Source organism: Paenibacillus sp. Leaf72, assembly GCF_001422685.1.
Lineage (GTDB): Bacteria > Bacillota > Bacilli > Paenibacillales > Paenibacillaceae > Pristimantibacillus.
In genome coordinates, this window is sequence record NZ_LMLV01000001.1 from 1,737,176 (window position 1) to 1,759,877 (window position 22,702).

Sequence of the window (22,702 nt, forward strand, 5' to 3'; positions counted from 1 at the left end):
CACACCCGTAAATATATTAGCCATTTGGCAATCACGGTAAAATTCCCAAAGTTATTTCTTGTATCTTACTATTCGTTTATTTCTCCACCTGATACTAATAGAAGTACATCGAACGGCCGCATGGTCACAGCGCCCTGCAGCACCTTGCCCGACAGCAGATCGCGCATCGTCTGACGGATTACGACAGTTTGGCTGGTATGCGCATAGTTGAGTAGAAACCAAGTATCTTGCTCACTGTCAATCCGCTGTCTGCGGTGCAGCTCAACCTGCTCCGGCAGCTCCATTAACTCTGCCGCGGGAGAGGACAGCCCTGATAAAGTCAGCAGCTTCGTCGCCGCAATCTCAGTAAATGCCGCGCCAAAATAATAAACGGTTCCCTTGCCCAGCGTATTTCGGGAAACTGCGACACTTCCCTCATAATAGCTTCCACCACTATAATGGCCTACGCTTTGCGCCGAATCTGATGTGATGCGGAGTATATCATTAAATTCCGGTGCTTGTACGGATAGCTGGGTGCCTCCATCTTCCTCGAACGTAATATCTGGTGTTGCTTGATACGGGCCTATACGGGTGAAATCCTCGACTTCAATACCGCACAGATCGACAAGCGGGCCCGGCAATGGCTCCATGCGGCAGTGGCCGTTCTCATCTTTATAGCCGCTGCGGCAGCCGAATATAACCGTACCGCCTTGTTTTGCATAAGCTTCTAGAAGCTTGGCGTGGGCTGTGGTGATGAGCGTCGCATGCGGATACACCAGCAGCTTGTAAGAGCACAGATCCTCCAGCGTCGTTTCCTCATCAAGGTAGAGCGCATTGGTTGGAATATGAGCGCGAACGCAGGCTTTGTACCATTCGAGCAAGCTGTACCTCTCCAGCGGCCCATGCCAGCTGTCCAACTCGCCATCCCATTCATTGTCGTAGTTTTTGATTATGGCGACTTCTGCCAGATAACGCTGTCCTACGATTTGGCTGCCAACCAACTGCAATTCCTTGCCCACGAGAGCGGCTTCCCGCACTTTACGGTTGTCGTGATTAGAATAGTCGTTGATGCCATGCCAGTACATCTCGGTGCCGATGGACGCCGTACGCCAGCGGAAATACAGCACCATATCTGCTCCGTGAGCTATGGACTGATACGTCCAAAGCCGCATCTGCCCTGGCAGAGGGGCTGGCGTTTCCAGCCGGGTAAACCAGCCGCATGCGCCCGACTGTTGCTCCATTACGCAGAAGTGTGGCGAAATGCTGCGCACGACACTGAGGTTCCAGCTCCATTTTTGATCCAGCAGAGGACGATCCCCGGAATCGGGCATAATGGTGCTAATATTGGGATATGAATCATAGGACATAAAATCAAGCGATGTCCGTGTCAGCTTATGGTTGTCCAGATGTCCAAATATTCCGTTATGCGTGACCCACTGGTAGCTTGGCACGATGTCCCTAATGATATCCGCCTGCATACGGCAATAGGAGATGGCGCTATCTGAGAAAAAACGCTTTTCATCTAGTGATTGATGCGGGTTAGGGGCATTAGACACCGTTGGACGAGTTAGGTGCACCTGCTCCCAATCGCTGTAGGTCTGATTCCAGAAGACCGCTCCCCAAGCATGATTCAATTGTTCCAAAGTGCCGTACTTTTCCTGCAGCCAGCTTCGGAATGCAATATGATCGGCTTGCGAATAAAACACGTTCATTTCACAATTCAGCTCATTATCAATCTGCCAGCCGATTACAGCAGGGTGATCCTTGTAATGCTCAGCCATTTGCCGAGCGATACGAGCTGCCAGCTTTCTATAAACAGGAGAGTTATATGTGAAATGCCTTCGTTGGCCATGCTGGTATACCATGCCATTTTGAGCAGCGTTAAGTGTTTCAGGATACTTGGTAGTCAGCCAAGCAGGAGGCGTTGCGGTAGGCGTGCCCAAAATGACCTTAAGCCCGTGCTTATGCGCAGCCGCAATAGCCCGGTCGAACAGGTCAAAGTGAAACTCTCCTTCCGACGGCTCAAAGATCGACCACGCGAATTCGGCAACGCGAATAATCGTAAAGCCGCATTCACGCATACGTCTGTAGTCGTCCTCCCACAATTCCTCCGCCCAATGCTCCGGATAGTAACAAACTCCCAATTGAAACTGCTTAGTAAGCTTAGTCATTAAATTCTGTTCCTCTCCTGAAAACGTGAAATATGGTTAAACTCTGGTTCAAGTCGCTCGTACAGCCGCGTGTAGATAGCGAACAGTTCACTATAAATAGCGTGGCGATCAAGGCATGGTTCATGGCGACCCGCAATATGAATCCAGTCTCTAGCCTCATCCATGGATGAGATGTGTCCTAGTGCTTGCATAGCTACGATAGCTGCCCCCAATGCAGAAGCCTCGTGACTTTCTGGAACAAGCAGTTCTCGTCCCAGCATGTCCGAAAGCATTTGCCTCCATATCGGTGATTTGGCAAAGCCTCCAGAAGCGCGGATTTCCCGAGCTGGCCCCGCAATCTCCTGCAGCGCCTCCCCAACGGATAAAATGCTGTAGATTACACCCTCTAATCCGGCTCGAATCAGATGCTCCCGCTTATGCTGCAGGTTAAGGCCGAAGAAAACACCGCGCGCCGAAGCGTTCCAGTACGGAGCTCGCTCGCCAGAGAGAAAGGGTAGGAGAAGCAGACCGTCAGCACCAGAGGAGACACGATCAGCGCTCTGAATCATCAGCTCATATATATCTGCGCCAAGACGGGCTGCCTCCTCCCATTCCGCTGATGCCAGCTTATCCCGCAGCCAGTTGAGAACAATACCGCCGTTGCTGGTTGCACCGCCGATTACCCAGCGCTGCTCGTTCAATGCATAGCAGAAGGTGCGTCCGAACGAATCTGTTATCGCCGTGTCGGACATCATGCGAATGGCGCCGCTCGTTCCGATCGTTACGGCTAGCTCCCCGGCTCCAATAGCTCCTACACCAAGATTGGCCAAAACACCATCGCTGGCTCCGATAACAAAAGGAGTATCCATGCTTATGCCCATACGCTCGGCCCAGATGGGGTTCAAGCCGTTCAATATTTCTGTCGTTGGCACAAGAACTGGCAACTGCTCCTCTCGAATACCCAGAAGCTCCAGTACATCTTCGTCCCAACCAAACTTTTGCAAATTGAACAAGCCGGTAGCTGATGCAAGAGAGCAGTCCATGACGAAGCGATCAAATAATCGAAACAGAATGTACTCCTTAATGCCGATAAACTTTCCTGCTTGTTCGTAGCAGCTCGGGTCCTCCTCCTTCAACCAGAGAATCTTGGATAGGGGAGACATGGGATGCATAGGGGTTCCGGTTCGCAGGTAAATCTGTTCCCCTTCCAGCTCTTCCTTCAATCGCTTGACTTGCCCGGTGCTGCGATTATCTGCCCATATCATGCTTCGAGTTATCGGTTTATTAGAGCGATCCAGAACAATCAATGAATGCATAGCTGAGCTAATGCCAATGCCAATCAGCTCATTCGCTGCTGCTCCCGATCGGCGCATTACTTCTCTAATCGCTGTGATAGTCGCTTGAAACAAGCTTTCAGGATCTTGCTCTACCCATAAAGAACGGGGATAAATGAGCGGGTAATCCACTGAATGAATACCGCGTATGCGTCCTTGGGGACCGAAGGCGACAGCCTTCGTACTTGTTGTACCAATATCGAGCCCTATTATAATTTCGTTATCGAGCAAATTAAGCCCACCTTTGCATGTACAGAATACTGCGGCTTTCATCGAACAGCTCATAAGGTTTCTTATTACAAACTTGCCTATTAGCCTAACTGGTATTAACGGTCAGACTAGATTATAGCGAAGAGCGCCCTTTTGATGAATGGAATTATTTTGGGTGCCATTCGCAAATATTTTTGCAAGCCGTCTATTTGAAACAGCACTAAAAGAGCTTGTTCGTCCCGTGAAGAACGATCAAGCTCTCTTAGTGCTAACTCAAAATCCTACTGCTTTAGGCCTCGCTTACTCCAAAAGCCCCCAAATTCCATCAGGCAGCCACAGCTTCCTCACAATCAGGCATACGATGAGCACGGCAGCGCCTAAAATAATATTTTTGGTTACTTTATTCATGGCCGTTCCTCCTTTTTATTTATCGAACCGTTTTTTTCCGTACACCAGCAAGCACAGCGCCCCTGACAGAACCGTCCACATCATCAGGCTAAGAAGATTTCCGCCCATTTCCGAAAGCCCCCCATTTTGATGAAGCTCTAATATGGCCACGACAAATTGCTGCGAGGGAAGCACATTAATGATATTCATTAGGGCAGGCATATCCAAAGTCGGAACAAATATCGGTCCAAAAATAAACAGCAGCAGCAGTGGAAGGCCTACAATCGAAGATTCCGATGCCGTTCGTGCGATGAGGCCTATAATCGTACCCAATGCCATAAAAATAAGCAGCAGCAATACCGCCAATACTGTCAAAAAGAACAGATTCACATCGGGCACACCGGAAATCGCCAAGCAGGCCGCGATGACAATTAGAGCAAACAGCGTCGTTGTCGCGCTTTTCCCCGCAAGCACCTCCAGCTTTGTAGCAGGCGACAGCATGAGGGAGCGCAAGGTGTTCTTCTCCTTCTCTTCGGCAATCATATTCGCCTGAACAAAGGCTCCTGTTATGGAGATGGCAACTAGTATAGGAATGGAAAGAAACGTCAGGTCGCTCGGATCATTTTCTTTTTGTTTAAATAAAAGGGCTAGCAGTACGGGCATTCCCGCATTTAATAAAATTTGCGGATTGCGAATCGCATCCTTCCATTCTTTTTTGACCATGGCCCTGAAGCGGCGTATGGAAAACGTCATTCCAGTCCCCTCCCCGTCAATTTCACAAAAATATCCCCCAGCGTAGGCTCATTGGAATGAATGGCTAACAGTTCTTCTCTTCTTATTAAGTCCCGTATGAAGCCCGCTCCCACCTCATCCTGCTGAACAATCTGCTTCCCGAGCGGCGTAGTCACGGTAATGGAACGGTCACCATAGCGAAGGCGCAGAGCCTGCGGCGTGTCGAGAACCGAGATTTCTCCATTATTCAGAAAGGCTACGCGATCGCAAAGCATTTCCGCTTCCTGCATATTGTGGGTTGTCAAAAAAATCGTCGTTCCCCGGCGGTTCATTTCACGCAGCGTTTTCTGAATACGCTCGCTATTCACAGGGTCCAAGGCGGATGTGGGCTCATCAAGAAAAAGAATGTCCGGCTCATGCAAAATCGTTCTTGCCAGCGTCACCCGCTGCTTCATCCCTTTCGAGAGCCGTCCGACCAGCGTATGCTTGTCGCCGATTAAATTAACCGCATCAAGAACGGTTTCAATTCTTCGTTCGGGCACACCATACAAGCAGCAAAACAAAGCCAGATTGTCATACACGCTAAGACGCTCATAAGTGCCGCTATTATCCGTAAGCACACCTATTCTGCCCAGAAACTCGGAGGGTCGGCTTCGTGCAGGATCGCTCCCCAGCACCTTCACTTGCCCGGAATTATAGAGCAGCTGCGAGGTAAGAATTTTCACCGTTGTCGTTTTGCCCGAGCCGCTGGGACCGAGGAAGCCGAATATTTCCCCCTGCCGGACCTGAAAGCTAATCTTGTTCAGCGCTTGTTTCTTTTTGTACCGTTTTTCGAGGTCATGAACCTCAATAATCGATTCCATGGTGATTACACCTTCCCTTGACATGAGTAGCCGAAAGCTCCATCCCAGCTTAGCGGTGAATAGAGCTGTAAACAGCAAATTTCCCATGAAAAGATCCATTTGCGCGCTGAAAGCAGCCATTTTGGCGGTGAACGGAGCAGAATTACAGCCCTACAATCGTCTTCAGCTCTTCAAACTTCCCCTTGGATAATGGAATTCTGGATTTTTTATCGTCATTTAGGACGAGACTGTAGCTGTTGCGGCTCCATACGATCAATTCGGCAATTTGGTCCAAATTGACAATATAGGAACGGTGGCAGCGATAAAACCGGAACGCCTTGAGCTTCGCCTCCAATTCCGCAAGCGTCCATGAGCAAGCAAAGCTGCCGGCCTGCGTATACAGATGCGTAACGCCCTCGATGCTTTCAATAAAGTGGACTTCGCCGGGATCTAGGAACACGTATTTGTCTTCGGTTTTTACCATAAACTTTGCTAGCCTTGGGGTATGCTGTTGCTCGCGCCTTGCAACCTCAGGCTCGTCGCCGCCGGGAACAGGCTCAGACTCATTGAATTCCGAGGCATCCTGAATCGTAATCGGGGCAAGCGAGCTTCCCGTCAGTCCGTAAATACGATTAGATATCGAGAGCGCTTGCTCCAATGTCGAGCACGTAACTAAAATCGCCTTATTTTGACGAAGCAGCTCTGCTATCATCCTTCTTACAATCATACAGCTCTCCAGATCGAGATTTTGCTCAGGGTCCTCCCAAATCAAAAGCTCCGGATTATGAAGAATGCTTCTTGCAAAACCGAGCAGCCGCTTCTCGGAATAGCTCAGTTTAGAAATCCGTTCGCTGGCCTTTCCCGCCAATCCGATCTTGCTTAACAGCTCTTCTATCCCCGTTCGTATGCCATGCAGCTCCACCCAAAATAACAAATACTCCCTAACCTTCAAGCGTTCATAAAGTCCTTCGTCCAAACAGCTGAATCCGACCTGTCCAGCTGCTTCGTTGCTGCCCAAAGAAAGCAGCTTCCCGCGATAGGAGATTTTGCAGCCGGAGGATACGCCCTCTCCTCTAACCGACCGAATGAACGTACGACCAATATCGTGATGGCATTGTATAACTACGCATTGCCCGGATTCCAGCTCAATTACATCTGAGCCAACTCCATTGCTTAAGGCTGTATTCGCAGCTAATTTATTCATATATAAAACGCCTCCTGCCGAGTTGATTTTATAGGTTAACCAGTTGCTTCCTTATCTGCCATTGTACCACCGACGCACGCATCGGAGCAGCAAGCAAAAGTTCAGCAGCAGCTTCGGCTAGGGGGAAGCTTCGACAGCGAGCCTGAGCGGACGAGCAGATGAAATAAAACAGGGCCGGCAGCCACTCGTTAGAGTTGGACTTCCGGCCCTGCTTGTGTTTATGCAAAGTGAGAGGGAGCAATAGGAGCCACTTAGTCCCTTTTTGATTCATGCTTTATTTCCGTAATTTATACCAATGGATGTGGAACATACCGTTCTTCTAAACTTGTGATTTCTTCAGGGTTCCATTTAACCAATAAGGCCGAAACCGCATCCTCGAAATGACTGATTTTAGTCGACCCGATAATCGGGGCTGCATCTTCTTTTTGCAACAGCCATGCAAGACCCACCTGTGCGCGTGAATTCCTCGATTAGCGGCTACCTCCGCAACTCTTTCCACGACTTTGCGATCAGCCTCTTCCGTTTTAGCAAATAACGCATTAGCTATCTGGTCATTCTCTGAGCGCGGGGTCTGCTCATTCCAATCGCGGGTCATTCGGCCTGCAGCCAGAGGCAAGTATGGAGTGACGCCAACGCCCTCGTACCTTACGATCGTGATCTAGGGCCTCTCTCTCACTGCCAAACGAAATCGCTGTCAGAATCACACTCAAATTTTAAAGCGAACAACCAATGTTTGCAGATTTTGGGCCAAATGAGCCAGCTCTTCCGCCGACGAAGCGATTTCTTCAATGGAAGCGACCTGCTCCTCTATTGAAGCTGAAATACTTTCTGTTCCTGCAGCGTTCCGCTCGGACACCTCACTAAAGAACTGAATGGCCTGAACAACCTCGACGGTGCTGGCGGACATTTGTTCCGAAGCGGCAGCAATCCCTTCTACCTGGGAAGTCAGGTCATCAATAGCCGCGTTGATGCTCAAGAAAGCTTCATCTGCTGTGTTACAGCGCTCTGAATTTTAGCAGTACCCGTACGTACTAGCCCGGTCGCTTGCTGGGCAGCCGCGCTCACTTCGCTATCGTCGATAACCCCCACCAGCACCCAGCTTGTTTTTTCATTTGTCGTAATAAATGCATGCTGCTTGCTTCCATCCGTAGACCATAGGCGAGACTTCCTTGCTTTTGCTCGAAAATATCAGGATACGGCGAAGCTGTCGCTTCACTGCCTGCTTTTTCATTGGGATGCACAATAAATTCATTAGATTTATCCAGCACATATACATAGCCCTTCGTCCCGATCTTGGTGGAATTCACTAAATCGCTCAACGCCTTGAGCGAGAGGCTGACCGAAACAACACCATGCCCGTCCTTGGAAGTCTGGGCGACCGACACAACCACATTGCCCGTATTGCTGGAAATGTACGGCGAGATAATCGTAGGCTTTCCTTTATTTTCCTAAGCGCTTATGTACCAGGGCCGCTTGCGCGGATCATAATCTGCCGGATTTACCGCACTTTTCGGAACGTTGGCGTATACGCCTTGATCGGTGCCCACCGAAGCCAGTTCCACGTCGTCGTGTTTTTGTTTGTAGGCGTCCAGTACCGCCCGTACGAATGGGTCCTCATTTCCCTGAACAGGACCGATATTGCCGGCTGGCAGCTGATCAGCCAAAAAATCCACATTTTTTTCGGTAGCTCCAATCATCTGATTAATCGTTTCATTAAGCACCGCCAGCTTCCCCGATGCACTTGCAAACATTTCCTCCTGCACCTTGGCGCGGGCAGTATTAACATCAAGCGCCCGACCCTGCATTTTGAGGGCAGCTTTCCGCGCCAAACAAGCGGGGGATGCTGAAAATTTCTCCCGGCTTGCGGTACGGTTCAGTCCGCTGTTTGCAACGGCAAGTTATTGCTTTATTGCATATAAATTAATTGCTTTCTTTGAGAGTCCCAGCGCCATACTAAATCACCATTTAGTCGCAAACCGCCATACCACTCATTTATTCCCTTCACCTTTATCCAGTCCTTCAATCCCGCGACTACCTCCACCCCAATCTCAGTTAATGCAATTTTTCCATTTTCAAAGGAGGGGGTAGTTTTCTTCCGATAATCAGGAAACGTATGGGATGATCCTAGTATTTTTATCAGTGCATGCGGTTGTTCTGACATACTCCTTAACCGATACCATAATTCCAAATCACCCATGCCTAGTACACTTAAGCGGTTCCCGATCTCTTGCAATAACTTGCATGGGGTATCCACACCTTGCCGAATAAGCTCCAAAATGGTTTGCTCTACGATTCCCAGCCCATTTATTGGGGAAGGCAGGCGTGATAAGTGCAGTTCAAGCGCCGCGTGAGCAAAGGGCAGCACCGATGTGTCTTTATTCAAAATTTCAACATGTGATTCAATATTTGGCGATGTGTACGCCTCCCAGATTATGCTGCCCGTCTCAAGCTCCTTCTCTCCCACCCTTTGCCAAGTACCTGACAATGTTTCCAACTGCTTTGATGTAAGTTGCCCCAATCCCCTAAACAAATTAATACCTGGGTAGTCGCCGATGCACAGCAAATTCAGCTTGGTATGACCTAGGGCCTGATTTGAAAACCAGTGCAATAAATAGCTCAGCATGAGTTGGTCAAACAAATCATGCTCGAACCATAGTACGATCTCATCGTATTTGTGAAAGTTCCGCAGAATCTGTTCTTGCGACTTACAATTTGTCACATAGTCATCTGCTGGAATGCCTAGAGTTCTCTCTAAATATTCCACTCTGGGCGACCTCTGATGGAGCTCCCCCGTTTCTACGAATACCGGACCTACCGGATATACTTCTCTCCAAACCAAGATATCTCCGCGAACGTTTCCCTTCCTTAACTTATCGCTGACGATATCTCCATTTACTATATGGAGCATGGATACTCCTCCTTCGTAAAGATCATTGAACATGGATACAAAGTCGGTAACAAGCAGCGACGTTCTTAGCTTATTACGGGCGTCGAACAACCGTTTTTTTAATGCAGAGGGAGATACTTTAAGGTAACCTGATATTTCTTTTATCGAATATCCATGAAAATAAAATAATTGGACTACCAGTTTTAAATTGCCCGACAAACCCTCGATGGAATGGTGAATCCTCTCCTGCCATTCCTTTCTTTCAATAATGGACTCCACATTCAATTCCTCTGCATCCATTATAATTGTTTCATCCATTGGCATTGTGGAATGTATTTTTCGGCGGAGAATACGCTGGCATTGCCGTTCGACTATAGTCTTGAACCATCCCGGGAATGCATCCGCCTCTTGCAACTTAGTGAGATTGGCAAAAGCCTCCGTGAACGCTTCTTGTACCGCATCCTCCGCATGCCCCCAGTCACCTAGCTTTCCATATGCCACAGAAAATGCCATGCCACTAAAATGCTGCACGATCCGCTCCCAGGCGATTTGGTCGCCAAGCCGGGCTCCCTCGATCCACTCCCGCACCTCTTGCACCTCCGCTGTGTTCAGTTTCTATATACAAAGTGCCAGTATCGTTGCAAAAGGTTACTTGGTTCTATTGATAAGATAGTAGTAACATGCCGCTGCTTGTGGCACGGTTCTCTTCTATATAATTTTAACCTTCATATTCTTTGCATGAAATTTCAATTACTCGGTAATACCCCTTACAAAACACAGTTCTATTAGGCTTGATTAAAATTAATACTGAGTTTATTACATCCGAGGAAGATATAATAAAATTTATCCAACAAATAAACAAATTTCATATAATGCTCTCGAAACCAAGTACTGTGTATGAATGGCGGCCATTCTGCTTCATCCATATACTTATACGGCAAATGTCGAAACCAATGAATCATATCTTTTCCCCTTTCTCGGGCTATTGTATTGAGATAACCTTCCACGCCGTGTTCAACCAAGTTATCTGATAACATTCTGATCTCACATTAACTCGTGAAAGCAATTTTTGTCTACATCCTTGGCAAGGAGTCTTTCACTATGAAAAGCACGAAGCACAAGGTCGGCATGGCTCGAACGAATATTGAAATTCCCCCTCATTTTTCAACCTAGTTTTGGTGCGACCCGAATGCATATTTGACAAAGGATAGAATGCTAGAAGCCCGGGAAGCATGATTAAGCAGCTATGCAGACAAATTGCTCGGAGCCGCCAAAAAATCAGTTGTCAACGTTTAACCCCCATGCGTCAACGACGGCAGCAGCGCAACAGCCTCCGAGCCAGCGGCGACCGTTGCTCCCACGGAAACAGCAGATGCAGCAGCAGGCGATGGCGAGACCGTTACGTTCAAAGCTGCCAACGGGGATATCGAAGTCTCGCGCAATCCGTAACGCATCGTGGACGGAACTGCGTTTTATACAGGCTACTTCCTCGCTCTCGGTGTCACGCCGGTCGGCGTTCAGTAAGAAGTTCTAGCCAGCCCTTATTTGAAAGATAAGCTTGCTGGCGCGCAAAGCCTGGGCGACACGCCGATGCCCGAGAACGTGCTTGCTCTGCATCCCGACCTGATCGTCGTGTTCAGCGGTACGGAAGGCATCGACGAGCTGCAAAAAATCGCTCCGGTCGTTGCCATCGACTACGGCGCCAAGACGTATAAGGATCAGCTGATCGAATTCGGCCAGTTGACGAACAAGGAAGCCGAAGCCCAAGCTTGGATCGAGCAGTGGGAAGCCCAAATTAACGAGTTGAAGCCTAAGGTACAGGAAGAAGGAAGTCATCGACAGCGGCACGGGCTGGGCATCCATTTCGCTGGAGACGCTCCCGCAATTCCGGCGATATCATCTTCACTTCACCCTGGTCCGGCGATACAGCCGATCCGAAGCTCGTGTATGAGAACGCGGTGTGGCTGGGCCTTCCTGCCGTCAAAGCGGGTAACGTATTCCAGCTTGATTCCAAGGCGGACACGTTCAACGATCCCATCACCATGCAATCCCAGCTGCAATATATCGCGGATAGCTTGATCTCATCGAAGTAGACGAATAAGGGGCGTTCCAGAAGTCAACAGCGACTTCGGAACGCCCCTTCTTATTGCGCTGGTGTAGACTTTCGCGCCCCAAAGCACAACGCTAAGAAGTACATCTCCTCATAATCAATGTACTCCTTGCACCGTACTATGCTTTTTTTCAAGTTTTCTCCTCATCCCCCATTCCGCAGCCACCGGATTCCCCTTATCTGAACTCCCATCGCTTCAGCGAAAAATCTCCTTTCATCGTATTTTTCCGACCTATGCTAGGTATGAATAGAAACTGACAAAAAAGGATCCCCACCTTATAATTGTTTAATATATCCTATAGCGGAACTGACCAGGAGGACGGCATGCAATTTGAACCAGTGTATGATGATGGGGAACTATTTCTACCAAAGATTGAATTAAATATGACATCGAACCAATCGATTGGCATTATAACGGACTTGAAGCGAAAGCAGCTTTTAATGAATCAATTAGTGAATCATTCCCACTATTATTTATTTCGAGCTCAGCAAAACGAGTATATGCGTTTAACGGTGGAAGAGCTAATCACTTTTCTAATCAAAATAACCGAGAAGAATGAGCGTGTCGCTTCGTTAATGGATTATTTTGCTTTAAAAGAAGAACGGAAGGTGAAAATCAAGGATCTAAGCTCATCGAAAAGGATGTATGTGACATTGCTGCGTGTCTATTTTGCGCATCAGCCTACACTTGTACTGGAAGAGCCCTATTTTTACTTGGAAGAACAAGATCGTCGTCAGTTTAAACGGATTTTGGATGACCTTTCGAAGGAAAAGCAAATTTTAATTTTAACTTCGAATTTAGAGGATGCCCTCATTTCCTGTGATGTCATTTATCGATTGAACGAGCTCGGTTTTCATTCATTGGATATTCGGGACTCAGACGAGGATAAACAGGAAGTGCAGGAACAAGATCGGGCCAATATAACGTTGCAGAAGATTTATACGAAAAGAAAGGACAAAGTGATTTTATTTAATCCGCCTGAAATCGATTTTATAGAAAGTGTAGATGGTTCGATTCTTGTTCATGTGGATGGAGAAAACTATGACTGTGCTTTGACGCTAACCGAGCTTGAGCAGAGATTATTAAATTTCGGATTTTTCAGGTGTCATCGATCCTATATCGTTAATCTGCAAAAAGTAAGAGAGATTATTACATGGACGAAGAATAGCTACAGCTTGCGATTAAATACAGGTAAAGATGCCGTAGTTCCATTATCCCGTTCAAAATTGCAGGAATTAAAAGCACTTCTTAACCTTTAATTCCGAGGGACATGTGGAACCAATCAAGCATTTGCTGGTACCATTCAGGCGATAAAAGCTACATTTCGGCGGGTTTTGATGGCTGGAAGCGTGCAATCTTTATATATTTAAGCCATCAACTCTAAGGAAGTGGTATTAATGGATGTTATCCAAGTCGAACATATTCGAAAGAGCTTTGGAAATAAGGATGCATTAGCAGATGTGTCTTTTTCAATTGCGTCAGGAGAAATTTTTGGGTTTCTAGGTCCGAGTGGTTCAGGAAAAACGACATTAATAAAAATTTTAACTGCGCAATTAAATTCGACAAGTGGACAGGCAAGTGTATTTAACAAGCCAGCAGAGATGATGAATCAGTCTGCACAGAAGATGCGCTTTGGCATTTTGACGGATAATAGCGGTCTATATGAGAGATTATCAATTGAGGAAAATCTGGAGCTGTATCGTAAGTTATATGATCTTCCTAGATCTTCGATCGATAAGGTGCTGCAATTTGTAAACTTAAGCGGAGAGCGCAAAAAGAAAGTCAATCTCTTATCGAAAGGGATGCGTCAGCGTGTCCTGTTGGCAATCGCGATTATCCATGAGCCGGAATTATTATTTTTGGATGAACCTACTTCGGCTTTAGATCCGGTAAACTCCGCGCATATTTATAAAGGGTTGCGCCGCTTAAATGAGAATGGGACAACGATTTTTTTAACGACGCATAATATGGCCGAGGCAGAATTGCTATGCAACCGTGTAGCGATTTTGTATAAAGGACAAATCCAAACCATCGGCTCGCCCAAGGAGCTTAAAAAACAGCATCGTGAAAACGTCGTTTGTGTGGAGTTAATCAATAGGCAAGCCTATGAGCTCCCGATTAATAATGGAACGGCTGATCAAATATCCGACTGGATGAAACGAGGGTTAATTGATCGATTAGAAACGAAAGAGCCTAGTCTAGGGGACATTTTTATTAAAATGACAGGAAGTGAGCTGCTATGAGTATCTCATTGAAACGTGCGCAAGCGATATTTGTGAAGGATTACAAAGAGTTTTCACGCAATTATGCCCTCTCCATTATGTTGATTTTCCCAATTATCCTCGCACTTCTTCTTCGAGCTGCTGGCGCCGCCTCGTCTTTGCCTGGATCTTTCGCTACAGTTCTTAATCTTTCGTTTGTGTTCCTAACATGTTTCGTACAAGCATGCTTGATTGCGGAAGAAAAGGAGCGTAACACTTTACGATCATTAATGATGACTCCGGCCACGACCATGGATGTTTTAATCGGTAAAAGCACTTTAGTCTTTGTCATGTCTGTTGTTGTTCTGGTTATTGCTACGTACCTATTTGGCTATGAACCAGCTAGTATATGGGCGTTTGTGGCAGCAATCCTTCTTTCGATTATTTTATACACAGCAGTCGGGACGATATGTGGTCTATTCTCCAAGACGTTGCTTGATGCGTCATTATCTATAATTCCTGTGACGATCGTATTCTCTGGAGCACCATGGGGAGCATTTATTGTGGATGAGTATCCAGTCTTCAAAGTGCTGGATTACATGCCCAGTAGCCAGCTTGTTCATTTGCTAGGTTTACCCCCTACAGACTTTACGACGGGAGAGTTATTAAAACCCCTCCTTATTATTTTGGCATGGACGGTTGTATTAACGATTGTATCGGTTGTTTTGTATCAACGACGGTTAAAGGATGAGTAGGGAAAAAAACCAAGAGAGCGACCACACCTTTATGGATTCGTCGATGCCTCTAGCCACTATAAATGTGTATTTCTACCGAGGAGGGATCAAATTCCGATGAATTTAGCTTTCAAGTTGATGCGAGAATTCAAAGACCGAGATACCCGGCATAAGCTGAAAGGCTATCGGGACAAAGCGGAGCTCATCAGGAAACGGAATTTGGGAGCTTGGGACGATCAGCGGCTGCAAGCGGAGTCTCTCCGGCTGAAAAAGGAAGCTGCATCGGGTACGCCTTTGGACGGGCTGCTTGTCGATGCCTATACGCTAGTCTGCGAGGCAGCGAAGAGAACGCTCGGATTGCAGCCCTACGATGTCCAGATCATGGCTGCCATCGCTCTGCACGAGGGATTTTTGATCGAGCAGCATACCGGTGAAGGAAAAACGCTCTCTGCTGTTATGCCTGCTTATCTACATGCTCTAACCGGTGAAGGCGTTCATGTGCTGACTTTCAACAATTATTTGGCAAATCGGGATGCGGATTGGATGGGCCCGATCTATCGTTTCCTCGGGTTAACGGTAAGCGCGGTTCAAGCGGGCATGAGCTTGCCCGAGAAACGGGAAGCGTACGCCGCCGATATAACCTATGTTACGGCCAAAGAGGCGGGATTCGATTATTTGCGCGACACGATTGCTTTAGACGAAGCCGATACCGTGCATCGTCCCTTCCACTACGTCATCGTCGACGAAGCGGATTCACTGCTTCTTGACGAGGCGCGGGTGCCGCTAGTCATCGCTGGCGAGCCGGGCTCTTCCGACAACGACGGCATTCTTTTTGCAGAAGTAGCCAGGCAGCTCGCGCAAGATGAGGATTACGATTTCGACGAGTTCCAGCGGAACGTTTACTTGAATGAAGCAGGCTCTGCGAAAGCAGAGTCGCTGCTCGGATGCGGCAATTTGTACGATAGCCATAATAGTCATTTGTTAATGTCGTTAAATAATGCGCTGCATGCGGAATTGTTATTGAAAAAAGACGTCGATTACATCGTCCGGGACGGTAAAATCGAGCTGATCGACGAATATACCGGCCGCGTGGCGGAGAACAGGCATTTGCCGGACGGGCTGCAAGCCGCGCTTTCGGCCAAAGAAGGGCTGCAGGCGAAAGCCGGCGGGATCATTCTCGGTACGATCACCCTTCAACATTTCCTTAGCCTATATCCAAAAATTTGCGGAATGACGGCTACCGCGCAAGCTTCCGCGGTGGAATTCGAAGTTATTTATGAGCTTCAGGTCGTGCATATTCCGCCGAACCGGCCAAACATACGGATCGATCATCCACACCGGATTTATACCCATAAAGAAGCTAAATTTAAGGCGCTTGTACAAGAAATCTCGTCCGTCCATAGGGCGGGACGTCCGATTCTCATTGGTACGTCAAGCGTCGAGGAGTCTGACATGCTGGCGGAAGCGCTAGCAGTTGCCGGCGTACCTTGCCATGTTCTGAATGCGAAAAACGACGCAAAAGAAGCCGAGCTCATCGCCAAGGCGGGAGAGATCGGCGCCGTGACGGTGTCTACGAATATGGCGGGACGCGGCGTCGACATTCGGCTCGGCGACGGCAATCCCACGCAAGCTGAAGCTGTCGCCAAGCTGGGCGGATTGTACGTGATTGGTACGCATATGCACCAAAGCGTCCGGATCGACAACCAGTTGCGCGGGCGTTCCGGACGCCAAGGGGATCCGGGAGCTTCTGTATTTTTCGTAAGCTTGGAAGACGAGTTGCTGCTTAGGTTCGGCATCGATAAAGCAATACGGGGTCTTAGGCAGGATGAGACTCTCGAAGAGTCGGTGCTCCATAGCAAAATTGACCATATTCAGCGTGTTATTATGGGTCAAAACTTCCATATCCGTCAGGAGCTGAACGGTTATTCGGATATGGTGGAGGATCAGAGGCGTATGCTATACGAGGAGCGGCTCGGAATTTTGAAAGGCGAGACACCGATGAGCCCTTCGGAGCAGCGGGTACGGCTTTATTTTATCGACAAGCTCTGGGCTGACCATCTGGCATATGTTTCTTACATTCGCGAAGGCATCCATTTAACGAGCCTTGTTAACCATAATCCGCTCGACGAATTTCATGCGCAAATCATCCAAGCCTACGAGCAAATTCCGGCTAAAATAAATAGAGAGTCGGCGAATATGCTCGCAAAGCTCGGAGGTTCGAATGATCCGGCGATGTGGGAAAAATTCGGACTGAAAAGCCCTGCTTCCACTTGGACTTATATCATCACCGATCAATACAAGCAATACTTGCAGAATCCCGGTACATGGACCCCGGAGACAATAATTGCTTACTGGATGCGCAAGATTTTGAGGCAGGTATTCGGGTGGTCAAAATTTTGATGCAGCGTAGCTTTTTCGAGGAATATGAGATAATTCAAGCAACCAAATAAAGCCGGTATAGCTCCCCCAAGTATAGAGGCTACCGGCCTTATTTGTGTGCTTGCAGCACTTACTAGAGCATCGATTAGTCAATCCCATGCCAATAGGTTCACATTATATGCCATTATTGTAGCTGCTGGCTGATTATTGAAAACAGAATCCCTGGCTCTTAATAACGGCGTAAAGCTCGGGACGCAGACGGTTCTGACGAAGCCTCGCCTCCATCTCGCCTGACCAACTGGCCTGCTTGCCTTCACCAGTTCGACTGGCATAATACTGCCCCAGTGTCTCATCATACGCATGAATATCGCTGGCAAATCCAGAGTCGCTATAGCGCTCGTCATGATAGACTGACTGTACAGGAAGGCGCGGGCGCTTCGTTGGCATCTGGTCCGAGATGCCAATGCACATGCCGAATACCGGGTAGACAAGCCGCGGCAAGTGAAGCAAATCGACAACCTGCTGCATATCGTTGCGAATACCTCCGATGAAAACAGTGCCAAGCCCTAGCGCTTCTGCCGCTACGGCTGCATTTTGCGCAGCCAAAGCGGCATCCACTGTCGCGACAAGAAATGTCTCGACGTTCTGATGCAGTTCAAGCTCGATATCAGATGTATGCATTCGCACAGCAACTTGTGCGCGATGTAGGTCAGCGCACCAGACCAGAAACAGTGGACATTCCTCAACATGCCGCTGCCCTCCGGCCAGTTTCGCCAGATCGCGCTTCTTGCTGGTATCGCGAACGCCTATAACACTATAGGCTTGTATATTTGAAGAAGTTGAAGCAGCCTGAGCACTAGCCATAATCTGCCCTAACTGCTCCTCCGAGATTGTATCCGGCTTGAATTTGCGAATGGAACGATGGGATTGCAAGTGCTTGACTATGTCATTCATTGTGACTCCTCCTTCACCAGGATCGTAACGCTAGACACCAGGCTCTTCAAGCGCTCTTCGGGCGAGCTCCCTCAGCACAAGGTCATCGAGCGGCGGGTTGTGCACACCTGCCCGGATGTCCCTGTATATTCGTTCCAGTGGATTGGAGCGGAACATGCTGGAGCCGCCAACCACCCGCATGGCACGATCAGCAATCTGCAGGGCGCGATTCGTCGCCATATACTTGGCAAGCCCAAGATCGGCCTTCAACTGTGCGCGTTGCTCCGGTTCCTGATCCCACCTTCTCGCCATCGTGTACAACATCGTTCGTACGGTGATCAAATCCGCCTCTATTAAGCCAATCTGCTGCTGGATGAGCGGCAGCTCTCCAATCGCAGTGCCCAGACTGTCAGGCTTATACGTGCGAGCGAATGTTACTGTATAATCCCTTGCGGCAGAGGCTAGCCCTGTGTAACAAGCAGCTATGAACAATAGATAGCCCAACCCGTCATTCGGACGCTGGCGACTCTGCCCGTCAGGGGTTAGCGAAATGAGCGATGACTCGGGGACGAACACCCGATCCAGCAGCAGGTCATGGCTGCCTGTCGAACGCATGCCAAGCGTATCCCACGTCTCCTCCATGCCCACTCCCTCCGAGCGGTCCACGTAGAAATCCCCTGTAGCCCCCTCGCCTTCCAGACTGGCACTGACACTAAAATGATTAATAATCGGGAGAAGCGTGCTGTACGTTTTCCTGCCGCTAAGCAGCCATCCCCCTTCTGTGCGCGAGGCGACTGTTCTTGGCTTCATTCCACGGCTAGGACTGCCGACCCCGGACTCACTAGCGTATCCGTTGTACAGCTCGCCAGCCGTCACTGCCCTTCTGCACAAGCGTTCAAACAGATGCGCCGGCCAGTGGCGTGTCGTACGAAAATGAAGAATGGAGCCCAAATGCCAGCCGAGAGCGATTGCCGTAGAGCCATCGCCCTTGGCGATTCGCTCCAAGAACAGCACCAGCTCATAGAGCGATAATTCATCACCGCCGAATTCACGAGGGACAGTCAGCTTCATGCAGCCCTCTTGCCTCAATTCCTCGAAGTTCTCGATTGGGAAGGAGCCTTCCCGGTCATGCTTGGACGCCCGCTCGGCGAATCGTACAGCGAGGCGGTCAGCCAAGGCCACCAGCTTCGCTTCCCTCTCCTTTTGAACAAAATCCTCTACCTCAATCCTCTGATACATTTCCAATTACCTGCTGCGGTAGTCTTGCAGACTAACGTCTATTTGTTCAATATGGCCCTGCAGGTGAGCGATTTGGCCAGCAATCAACCCTTCCAGCGTTATCAAACCATTCTCAGGATGTTCTCCGGTACGAGTCCATGCTTCTTCATTTAATCGCTCCAGCAGTTCGCTGTTGGCCGCCCTCAGCAACTGGAAGCGCTGCAGTGCAGCCTCAAGGTCAAGCGCCTCATAATCAAGCGTATTGGTCCAATTATCCTGTTCAAAGACTTGCAGAGGAGGAGAGTTCTCCGAGAGAATGTTGCGTACGCGGAAGGATACTGCCAGCTCCGCATCCGCCAAATGAATCGCGATTTGCTTAATCGACCATTTCTCCGGCAATCGATGGTGAAGCAGTTCCCCTTCGTTCAGGCCCCGTACCGCCTCTGCCAGCGCTTCTCCTCCCGAACGATAATTGGCAATTAATTGTTGCAGTTGTGTTTTTATAGCCATAACAATAGCCCTCCTTGAAGTTGTCTTCTTGTAATTAACTTTCTATATAGGCATGCGCCGTGTTATAAGCGCTTGTCCAGCCTGCTGACGAGATAGTTTCCCGTAAACTGGAATAGCTGTACGCACACCACAATAACGATGATTGTGAAGGCCATCGTATACGTCTCATAACGTTGGTAGCCGTAACGCAAGGCAAAGTCCCCTAGCCCTCCTCCTCCAACAAGACCCGCCACAGACGAGTAGTTAAGGAAGCTAACCAAAATAATGATAATGGAGTTGGCGATACCTGCCCTCGCTTCGACATACAGCACGCTCCAGATGATCCGCGGCCAGCTTGCGCCCATCGACTCGGCCGCTTCGATGAGCCCGCGATTGACGTCCAGCAAGCTTTGTTCAACGAATCTGGCAAAATAAGGCGTGGAGGCAATAACGAGCGGTACAATGACAGCCGTAGTCCCAAGCGCCGTACCGACAATTAATCGCGTTAAAGGAATAATGGCCACCAGCAGCACGATAAACGGGAAGGAACGAATTATGTTGACGATCCCGTTCAGAATGACGTAAGTTCTAGGCGCTTTAATCCTTGAGCCAGGACGAATAAAATAGAGGATTGTGCCCAGCGGCACTCCTATTGCGACCGTAATTGGAATCGAAATTAAAAGCATGTACCATGACTCGCCAAATGCAACCCAAAAGTCAGGCATTGCCTTTGAAATCTCTTTAATGGCCTCATCCATGCAAGCTTACCCCCACCTCGTCCGCATAAAAATTATCCCGTTTAAACAGAAAGCTGGCAATTTTGGACTTTGGCAGATAGTTCTGATCATTCATGGAAAAATTCTCTACTATGATGCCTTGCTCCATAACGGCTACCTTATTGCATATCGCCCTGACCACATCCATCTCATGCGTCACAAGTACAATCGTAATGCCAAGCTGGCGATTAATTTGCGCAAGGTACTTTAAAATATCTCCCGTTGTCTGCGGATCCACAGAAGAGGTTGGCTCATCGCATAGCAATACCCCAGGGCGATTAGCAATTGAACGGGCGATTGCCACACGCTGCTTCTGCCCTCCGCTCAGCTTGGATGGATAGGTATTGATTTTGTCGGCTATATCCAGGATTCCTAAGCACTCCTCGACGCGCCTCCTGCGCTCTGCCTTAGGCATGCCGGCAACCTTCAGCGGAAAGGCGACATTATCAAATACGGTAAGGTTGTTCAACAAGTGAAAATGTTGAAAGATCATGCCGATTCCCTGCCGTTCCTGCCGCAATTGCCCCTTGCTAAGCTCTGCGAGCGGCTTGCCATCGACGATGACCGTGCCGCTATCCGGACGCTCAAGCAAGTTAATCGTGCGCAGGAGGGTTGATTTGCCCGCCCCGCTAAAACCTATGATTCCGTATATATCCCCTTTCTCAATATTCAGAGATACATCCTTCACTGCAGCAAGAGACCCGGAAGGCGTGTCAAAGCTCTTATTAATATTGCGAAGTGTAATCATCTGCCGCTATCCTCCAATCTATACATGTATGGCTAGCGCAGCTTCTACTTAATGGGGACCATCGAGTAACGATTCGGAGGAACAGTCAGCCCCAAATGCCCCCGCAGCGTTCCTGCGCTGTACTCCGAGCGAAATAGTCCACGATTCTGCAATAGGGGGACTACCAGATCAACGAACTCATGGATGCCTTCAGGGACTATCGGCCCTGAACTGACAATGAAGCCATCCGCCGCCTCTTCTTCGTACCATTGCTGAATCGTATTTGCTACATGCTCAGCCGTCCCGGCAAAAGGATTGCGTCCTGACCGTGCAGCAAGACGCAGAGCCAGCTCGCGAAGTGTCAGATTCTCCGCGCGAATCAGCTTCTCAATACGCAGCACCTCAGACTGAAACCCATCCGTAATTAACGCATCCAGATGGGGCAGCAGCGGTGCATCAAGCGGAATGCGGCTGAGCGCCGTATCCTTGAAGTACTTTCCAAGGTCCTTCAGTGCCTCCTCAATATTAGCTAAGCCGTCGATTTCCGCATGCTTGCGTTGCAAGTCTGCTTCATTGTCCGCTACGATGGCGCTTATGCCCGGGAGGACAAGCACCTCTTCCGGGTTGCGCCCGAATCGCGCAACCCTCTCCTTAATGTCCTGATAGAAGCGCTTGGCATCTTCAATTCCATGCTGATGCGTGAAGACGATTTCCGCATGCTTAGCCGCGAAATCCTTGCCTGCCTCCGATGAACCCGCCTGAACGATGACCGGTCTGCCTTGCGGGGTACGCTCCAGGCTCAGAGGACCGCGAACCGAAAAGTATTTGCCCTTGTAGTTTAGAGTGTGCAGCTTGCTTGGATCGTAATATCTGCCGCTATCCTTATCTCTAACGAAGGCCCCTTCCTCCCATGAGTCCCACAGACCCTTGACCACATCAAGGAATTCATCAGCAAGCTGATAGCGTTGATCATGCTCCATATGACTGTCACGGCTAAAGTTGGCTGCCGTCCCCGGAAGCGCGGAGGTGACGACATTCCAGCCAGCCCTCCCCTTGCTAATGTGGTCCAATGAGCCAAACATCCGGGCAGTATGATATGGTTCATGGTAAGTTGTCGACAGCGTGCCGACAAGCCCGATGTGCGAGGTCGCACCAGCGATTACCGAGAGCAATGTGAGCGGCTCCAGCCGGTTAATAAGCTGCGGCGCGGAGAGATCATTCACAAACAGGGTATCTCCGACAAAGACAAAGTCCAACTTCCCCTGCTCCGCCTTCTGTGCAGAGGAAACAAAGTAGTCAATGTTACTGGAAGCATCAGACCAGTAGCTAGGATGCCGCCACAGCCCGGAGTGGTTGCCTCCGACGCTTAATGAGCAAGCTAGAGCCAAACGTCTAGTGCGATTCATGCT

21 protein-coding genes are annotated in these 22,702 nt (G+C 49.0%); 5 read left to right on the forward strand and 16 right to left on the reverse strand.

Features of this window, described 5'->3' with window-relative positions:
* Positions 1–68: 68 nt before the first annotated feature.
* From ASF12_RS07450 to ASF12_RS34310, 10 genes are all read right to left on the reverse strand, one after another.
* Positions 69–2,150 carry a beta-galactosidase gene (locus ASF12_RS07450; RefSeq protein WP_056031613.1) on the reverse strand — a complete coding sequence of 694 codons (2,082 nt, stop codon included), beginning with the start codon at positions 2,148–2,150 and terminating at the stop codon, positions 69–71.
* Positions 2,150–3,736 carry a gluconokinase gene (locus ASF12_RS07455; RefSeq protein WP_056031616.1) on the reverse strand — a complete coding sequence of 529 codons (1,587 nt, stop codon included), beginning with the start codon at positions 3,734–3,736 and terminating at the stop codon, positions 2,150–2,152. The genes ASF12_RS07450 and ASF12_RS07455 overlap by 1 nt, the downstream gene beginning before the upstream one ends.
* Before the next feature lie 360 nt (positions 3,737–4,096).
* Entirely contained in the window at positions 4,097–4,813 is a 717-nt protein-coding gene (locus ASF12_RS07460) for an ABC transporter permease (RefSeq protein ID WP_056031621.1), read from the reverse strand.
* The gene (locus ASF12_RS07465) at positions 4,810–5,655 is read right to left on the reverse strand and encodes an ABC transporter ATP-binding protein (protein ID WP_056031624.1); all 846 of its coding nucleotides are present in this window, start codon (positions 5,653–5,655) and stop codon (positions 4,810–4,812) included. Before ASF12_RS07465 ends, ASF12_RS07460 begins: the two co-directional genes overlap by 4 nt.
* 142 nt (positions 5,656–5,797) lie before the next feature.
* Positions 5,798–6,838, reverse strand: a complete 1,041-nt coding sequence (locus ASF12_RS07470; protein WP_056031627.1) for a LytTR family transcriptional regulator DNA-binding domain-containing protein — start codon at positions 6,836–6,838, stop codon at positions 5,798–5,800.
* A gap of 706 nt (positions 6,839–7,544) precedes the next feature.
* Entirely contained in the window at positions 7,545–7,814 is a 270-nt protein-coding gene (locus ASF12_RS07485) for a hypothetical protein (protein ID WP_056031636.1), read from the reverse strand.
* Between the two features lie 85 nt (positions 7,815–7,899).
* Entirely contained in the window at positions 7,900–8,223 is a 324-nt protein-coding gene (locus tag ASF12_RS35505) for a Cache 3/Cache 2 fusion domain-containing protein (RefSeq protein ID WP_235533074.1), read from the reverse strand.
* A 63-nt stretch (positions 8,224–8,286) separates the two neighbouring features.
* Positions 8,287–8,643: a hypothetical protein gene (locus ASF12_RS35510; protein ID WP_235533075.1), complete on the reverse strand. Its 357-nt coding sequence runs from the start codon at positions 8,641–8,643 to the stop codon at positions 8,287–8,289.
* Between the two features lie 101 nt (positions 8,644–8,744).
* Positions 8,745–10,313, reverse strand: coding sequence for a sigma-70 family RNA polymerase sigma factor (locus ASF12_RS07500; RefSeq protein WP_056031645.1), 1,569 nt, complete (start codon positions 10,311–10,313; stop codon positions 8,745–8,747).
* Positions 10,314–11,017: 704 nt separating this feature from the next.
* Positions 11,018–11,179 (reverse strand): hypothetical protein, encoded by a 162-nt coding sequence (locus ASF12_RS34310; RefSeq protein ID WP_155972869.1) that lies wholly within the window; start codon positions 11,177–11,179, stop codon positions 11,018–11,020.
* 91 nt (positions 11,180–11,270) lie between these two features.
* Here ASF12_RS34310 and ASF12_RS33550 point away from each other — a divergent pair, with 91 nt between their 5' ends.
* From ASF12_RS33550 to ASF12_RS07525, 5 genes are all read left to right on the forward strand, one after another.
* Positions 11,271–11,804 (forward strand): ABC transporter substrate-binding protein, encoded by a 534-nt coding sequence (locus ASF12_RS33550; RefSeq protein WP_081418658.1) that lies wholly within the window; start codon positions 11,271–11,273, stop codon positions 11,802–11,804.
* A 355-nt stretch (positions 11,805–12,159) separates the two neighbouring features.
* Positions 12,160–13,095: a LytTR family transcriptional regulator DNA-binding domain-containing protein gene (locus tag ASF12_RS07510; protein WP_056031651.1), complete on the forward strand. Its 936-nt coding sequence runs from the start codon at positions 12,160–12,162 to the stop codon at positions 13,093–13,095.
* A 138-nt stretch (positions 13,096–13,233) separates the two neighbouring features.
* Positions 13,234–14,079 (forward strand): ABC transporter ATP-binding protein, encoded by an 846-nt coding sequence (locus tag ASF12_RS07515; protein WP_056031654.1) that lies wholly within the window; start codon positions 13,234–13,236, stop codon positions 14,077–14,079.
* Positions 14,076–14,792 carry an ABC transporter permease gene (locus ASF12_RS07520; RefSeq protein WP_056031657.1) on the forward strand — a complete coding sequence of 239 codons (717 nt, stop codon included), beginning with the start codon at positions 14,076–14,078 and terminating at the stop codon, positions 14,790–14,792. The genes ASF12_RS07515 and ASF12_RS07520 overlap by 4 nt, the downstream gene beginning before the upstream one ends.
* A gap of 96 nt (positions 14,793–14,888) precedes the next feature.
* Complete coding sequence (locus ASF12_RS07525; RefSeq protein ID WP_056031660.1) at positions 14,889–17,171, forward strand: preprotein translocase subunit SecA; 2,283 nt, start codon at positions 14,889–14,891, stop codon at positions 17,169–17,171.
* A gap of 183 nt (positions 17,172–17,354) precedes the next feature.
* Here the strand turns inward: ASF12_RS07525 and nfsA are convergent, their stop codons facing one another.
* The 6 genes from nfsA to ASF12_RS07555 all read right to left on the reverse strand — a co-directional run bounded on the left by nfsA (position 17,355) and on the right by ASF12_RS07555 (position 22,699).
* Complete coding sequence (gene nfsA, locus ASF12_RS07530; protein ID WP_056031663.1) at positions 17,355–18,104, reverse strand: oxygen-insensitive NADPH nitroreductase; 750 nt, start codon at positions 18,102–18,104, stop codon at positions 17,355–17,357.
* A 30-nt stretch (positions 18,105–18,134) separates the two neighbouring features.
* Positions 18,135–19,322, reverse strand: a complete 1,188-nt coding sequence (locus tag ASF12_RS07535) for an acyl-CoA dehydrogenase family protein (RefSeq protein ID WP_056031666.1) — start codon at positions 19,320–19,322, stop codon at positions 18,135–18,137.
* A gap of 6 nt (positions 19,323–19,328) precedes the next feature.
* Positions 19,329–19,811: a DinB family protein gene (locus ASF12_RS07540; RefSeq protein ID WP_056031669.1), complete on the reverse strand. Its 483-nt coding sequence runs from the start codon at positions 19,809–19,811 to the stop codon at positions 19,329–19,331.
* A 62-nt stretch (positions 19,812–19,873) separates the two neighbouring features.
* Positions 19,874–20,548 carry a methionine ABC transporter permease gene (locus tag ASF12_RS07545; protein WP_056031672.1) on the reverse strand — a complete coding sequence of 225 codons (675 nt, stop codon included), beginning with the start codon at positions 20,546–20,548 and terminating at the stop codon, positions 19,874–19,876.
* Entirely contained in the window at positions 20,541–21,314 is a 774-nt protein-coding gene (locus tag ASF12_RS07550) for a methionine ABC transporter ATP-binding protein (protein WP_056031675.1), read from the reverse strand. Before ASF12_RS07550 ends, ASF12_RS07545 begins: the two co-directional genes overlap by 8 nt.
* 44 nt (positions 21,315–21,358) lie before the next feature.
* Positions 21,359–22,699 (reverse strand): LLM class flavin-dependent oxidoreductase, encoded by a 1,341-nt coding sequence (locus ASF12_RS07555; protein WP_056031678.1) that lies wholly within the window; start codon positions 22,697–22,699, stop codon positions 21,359–21,361.
* Positions 22,700–22,702: the final 3 nt, after the last annotated feature.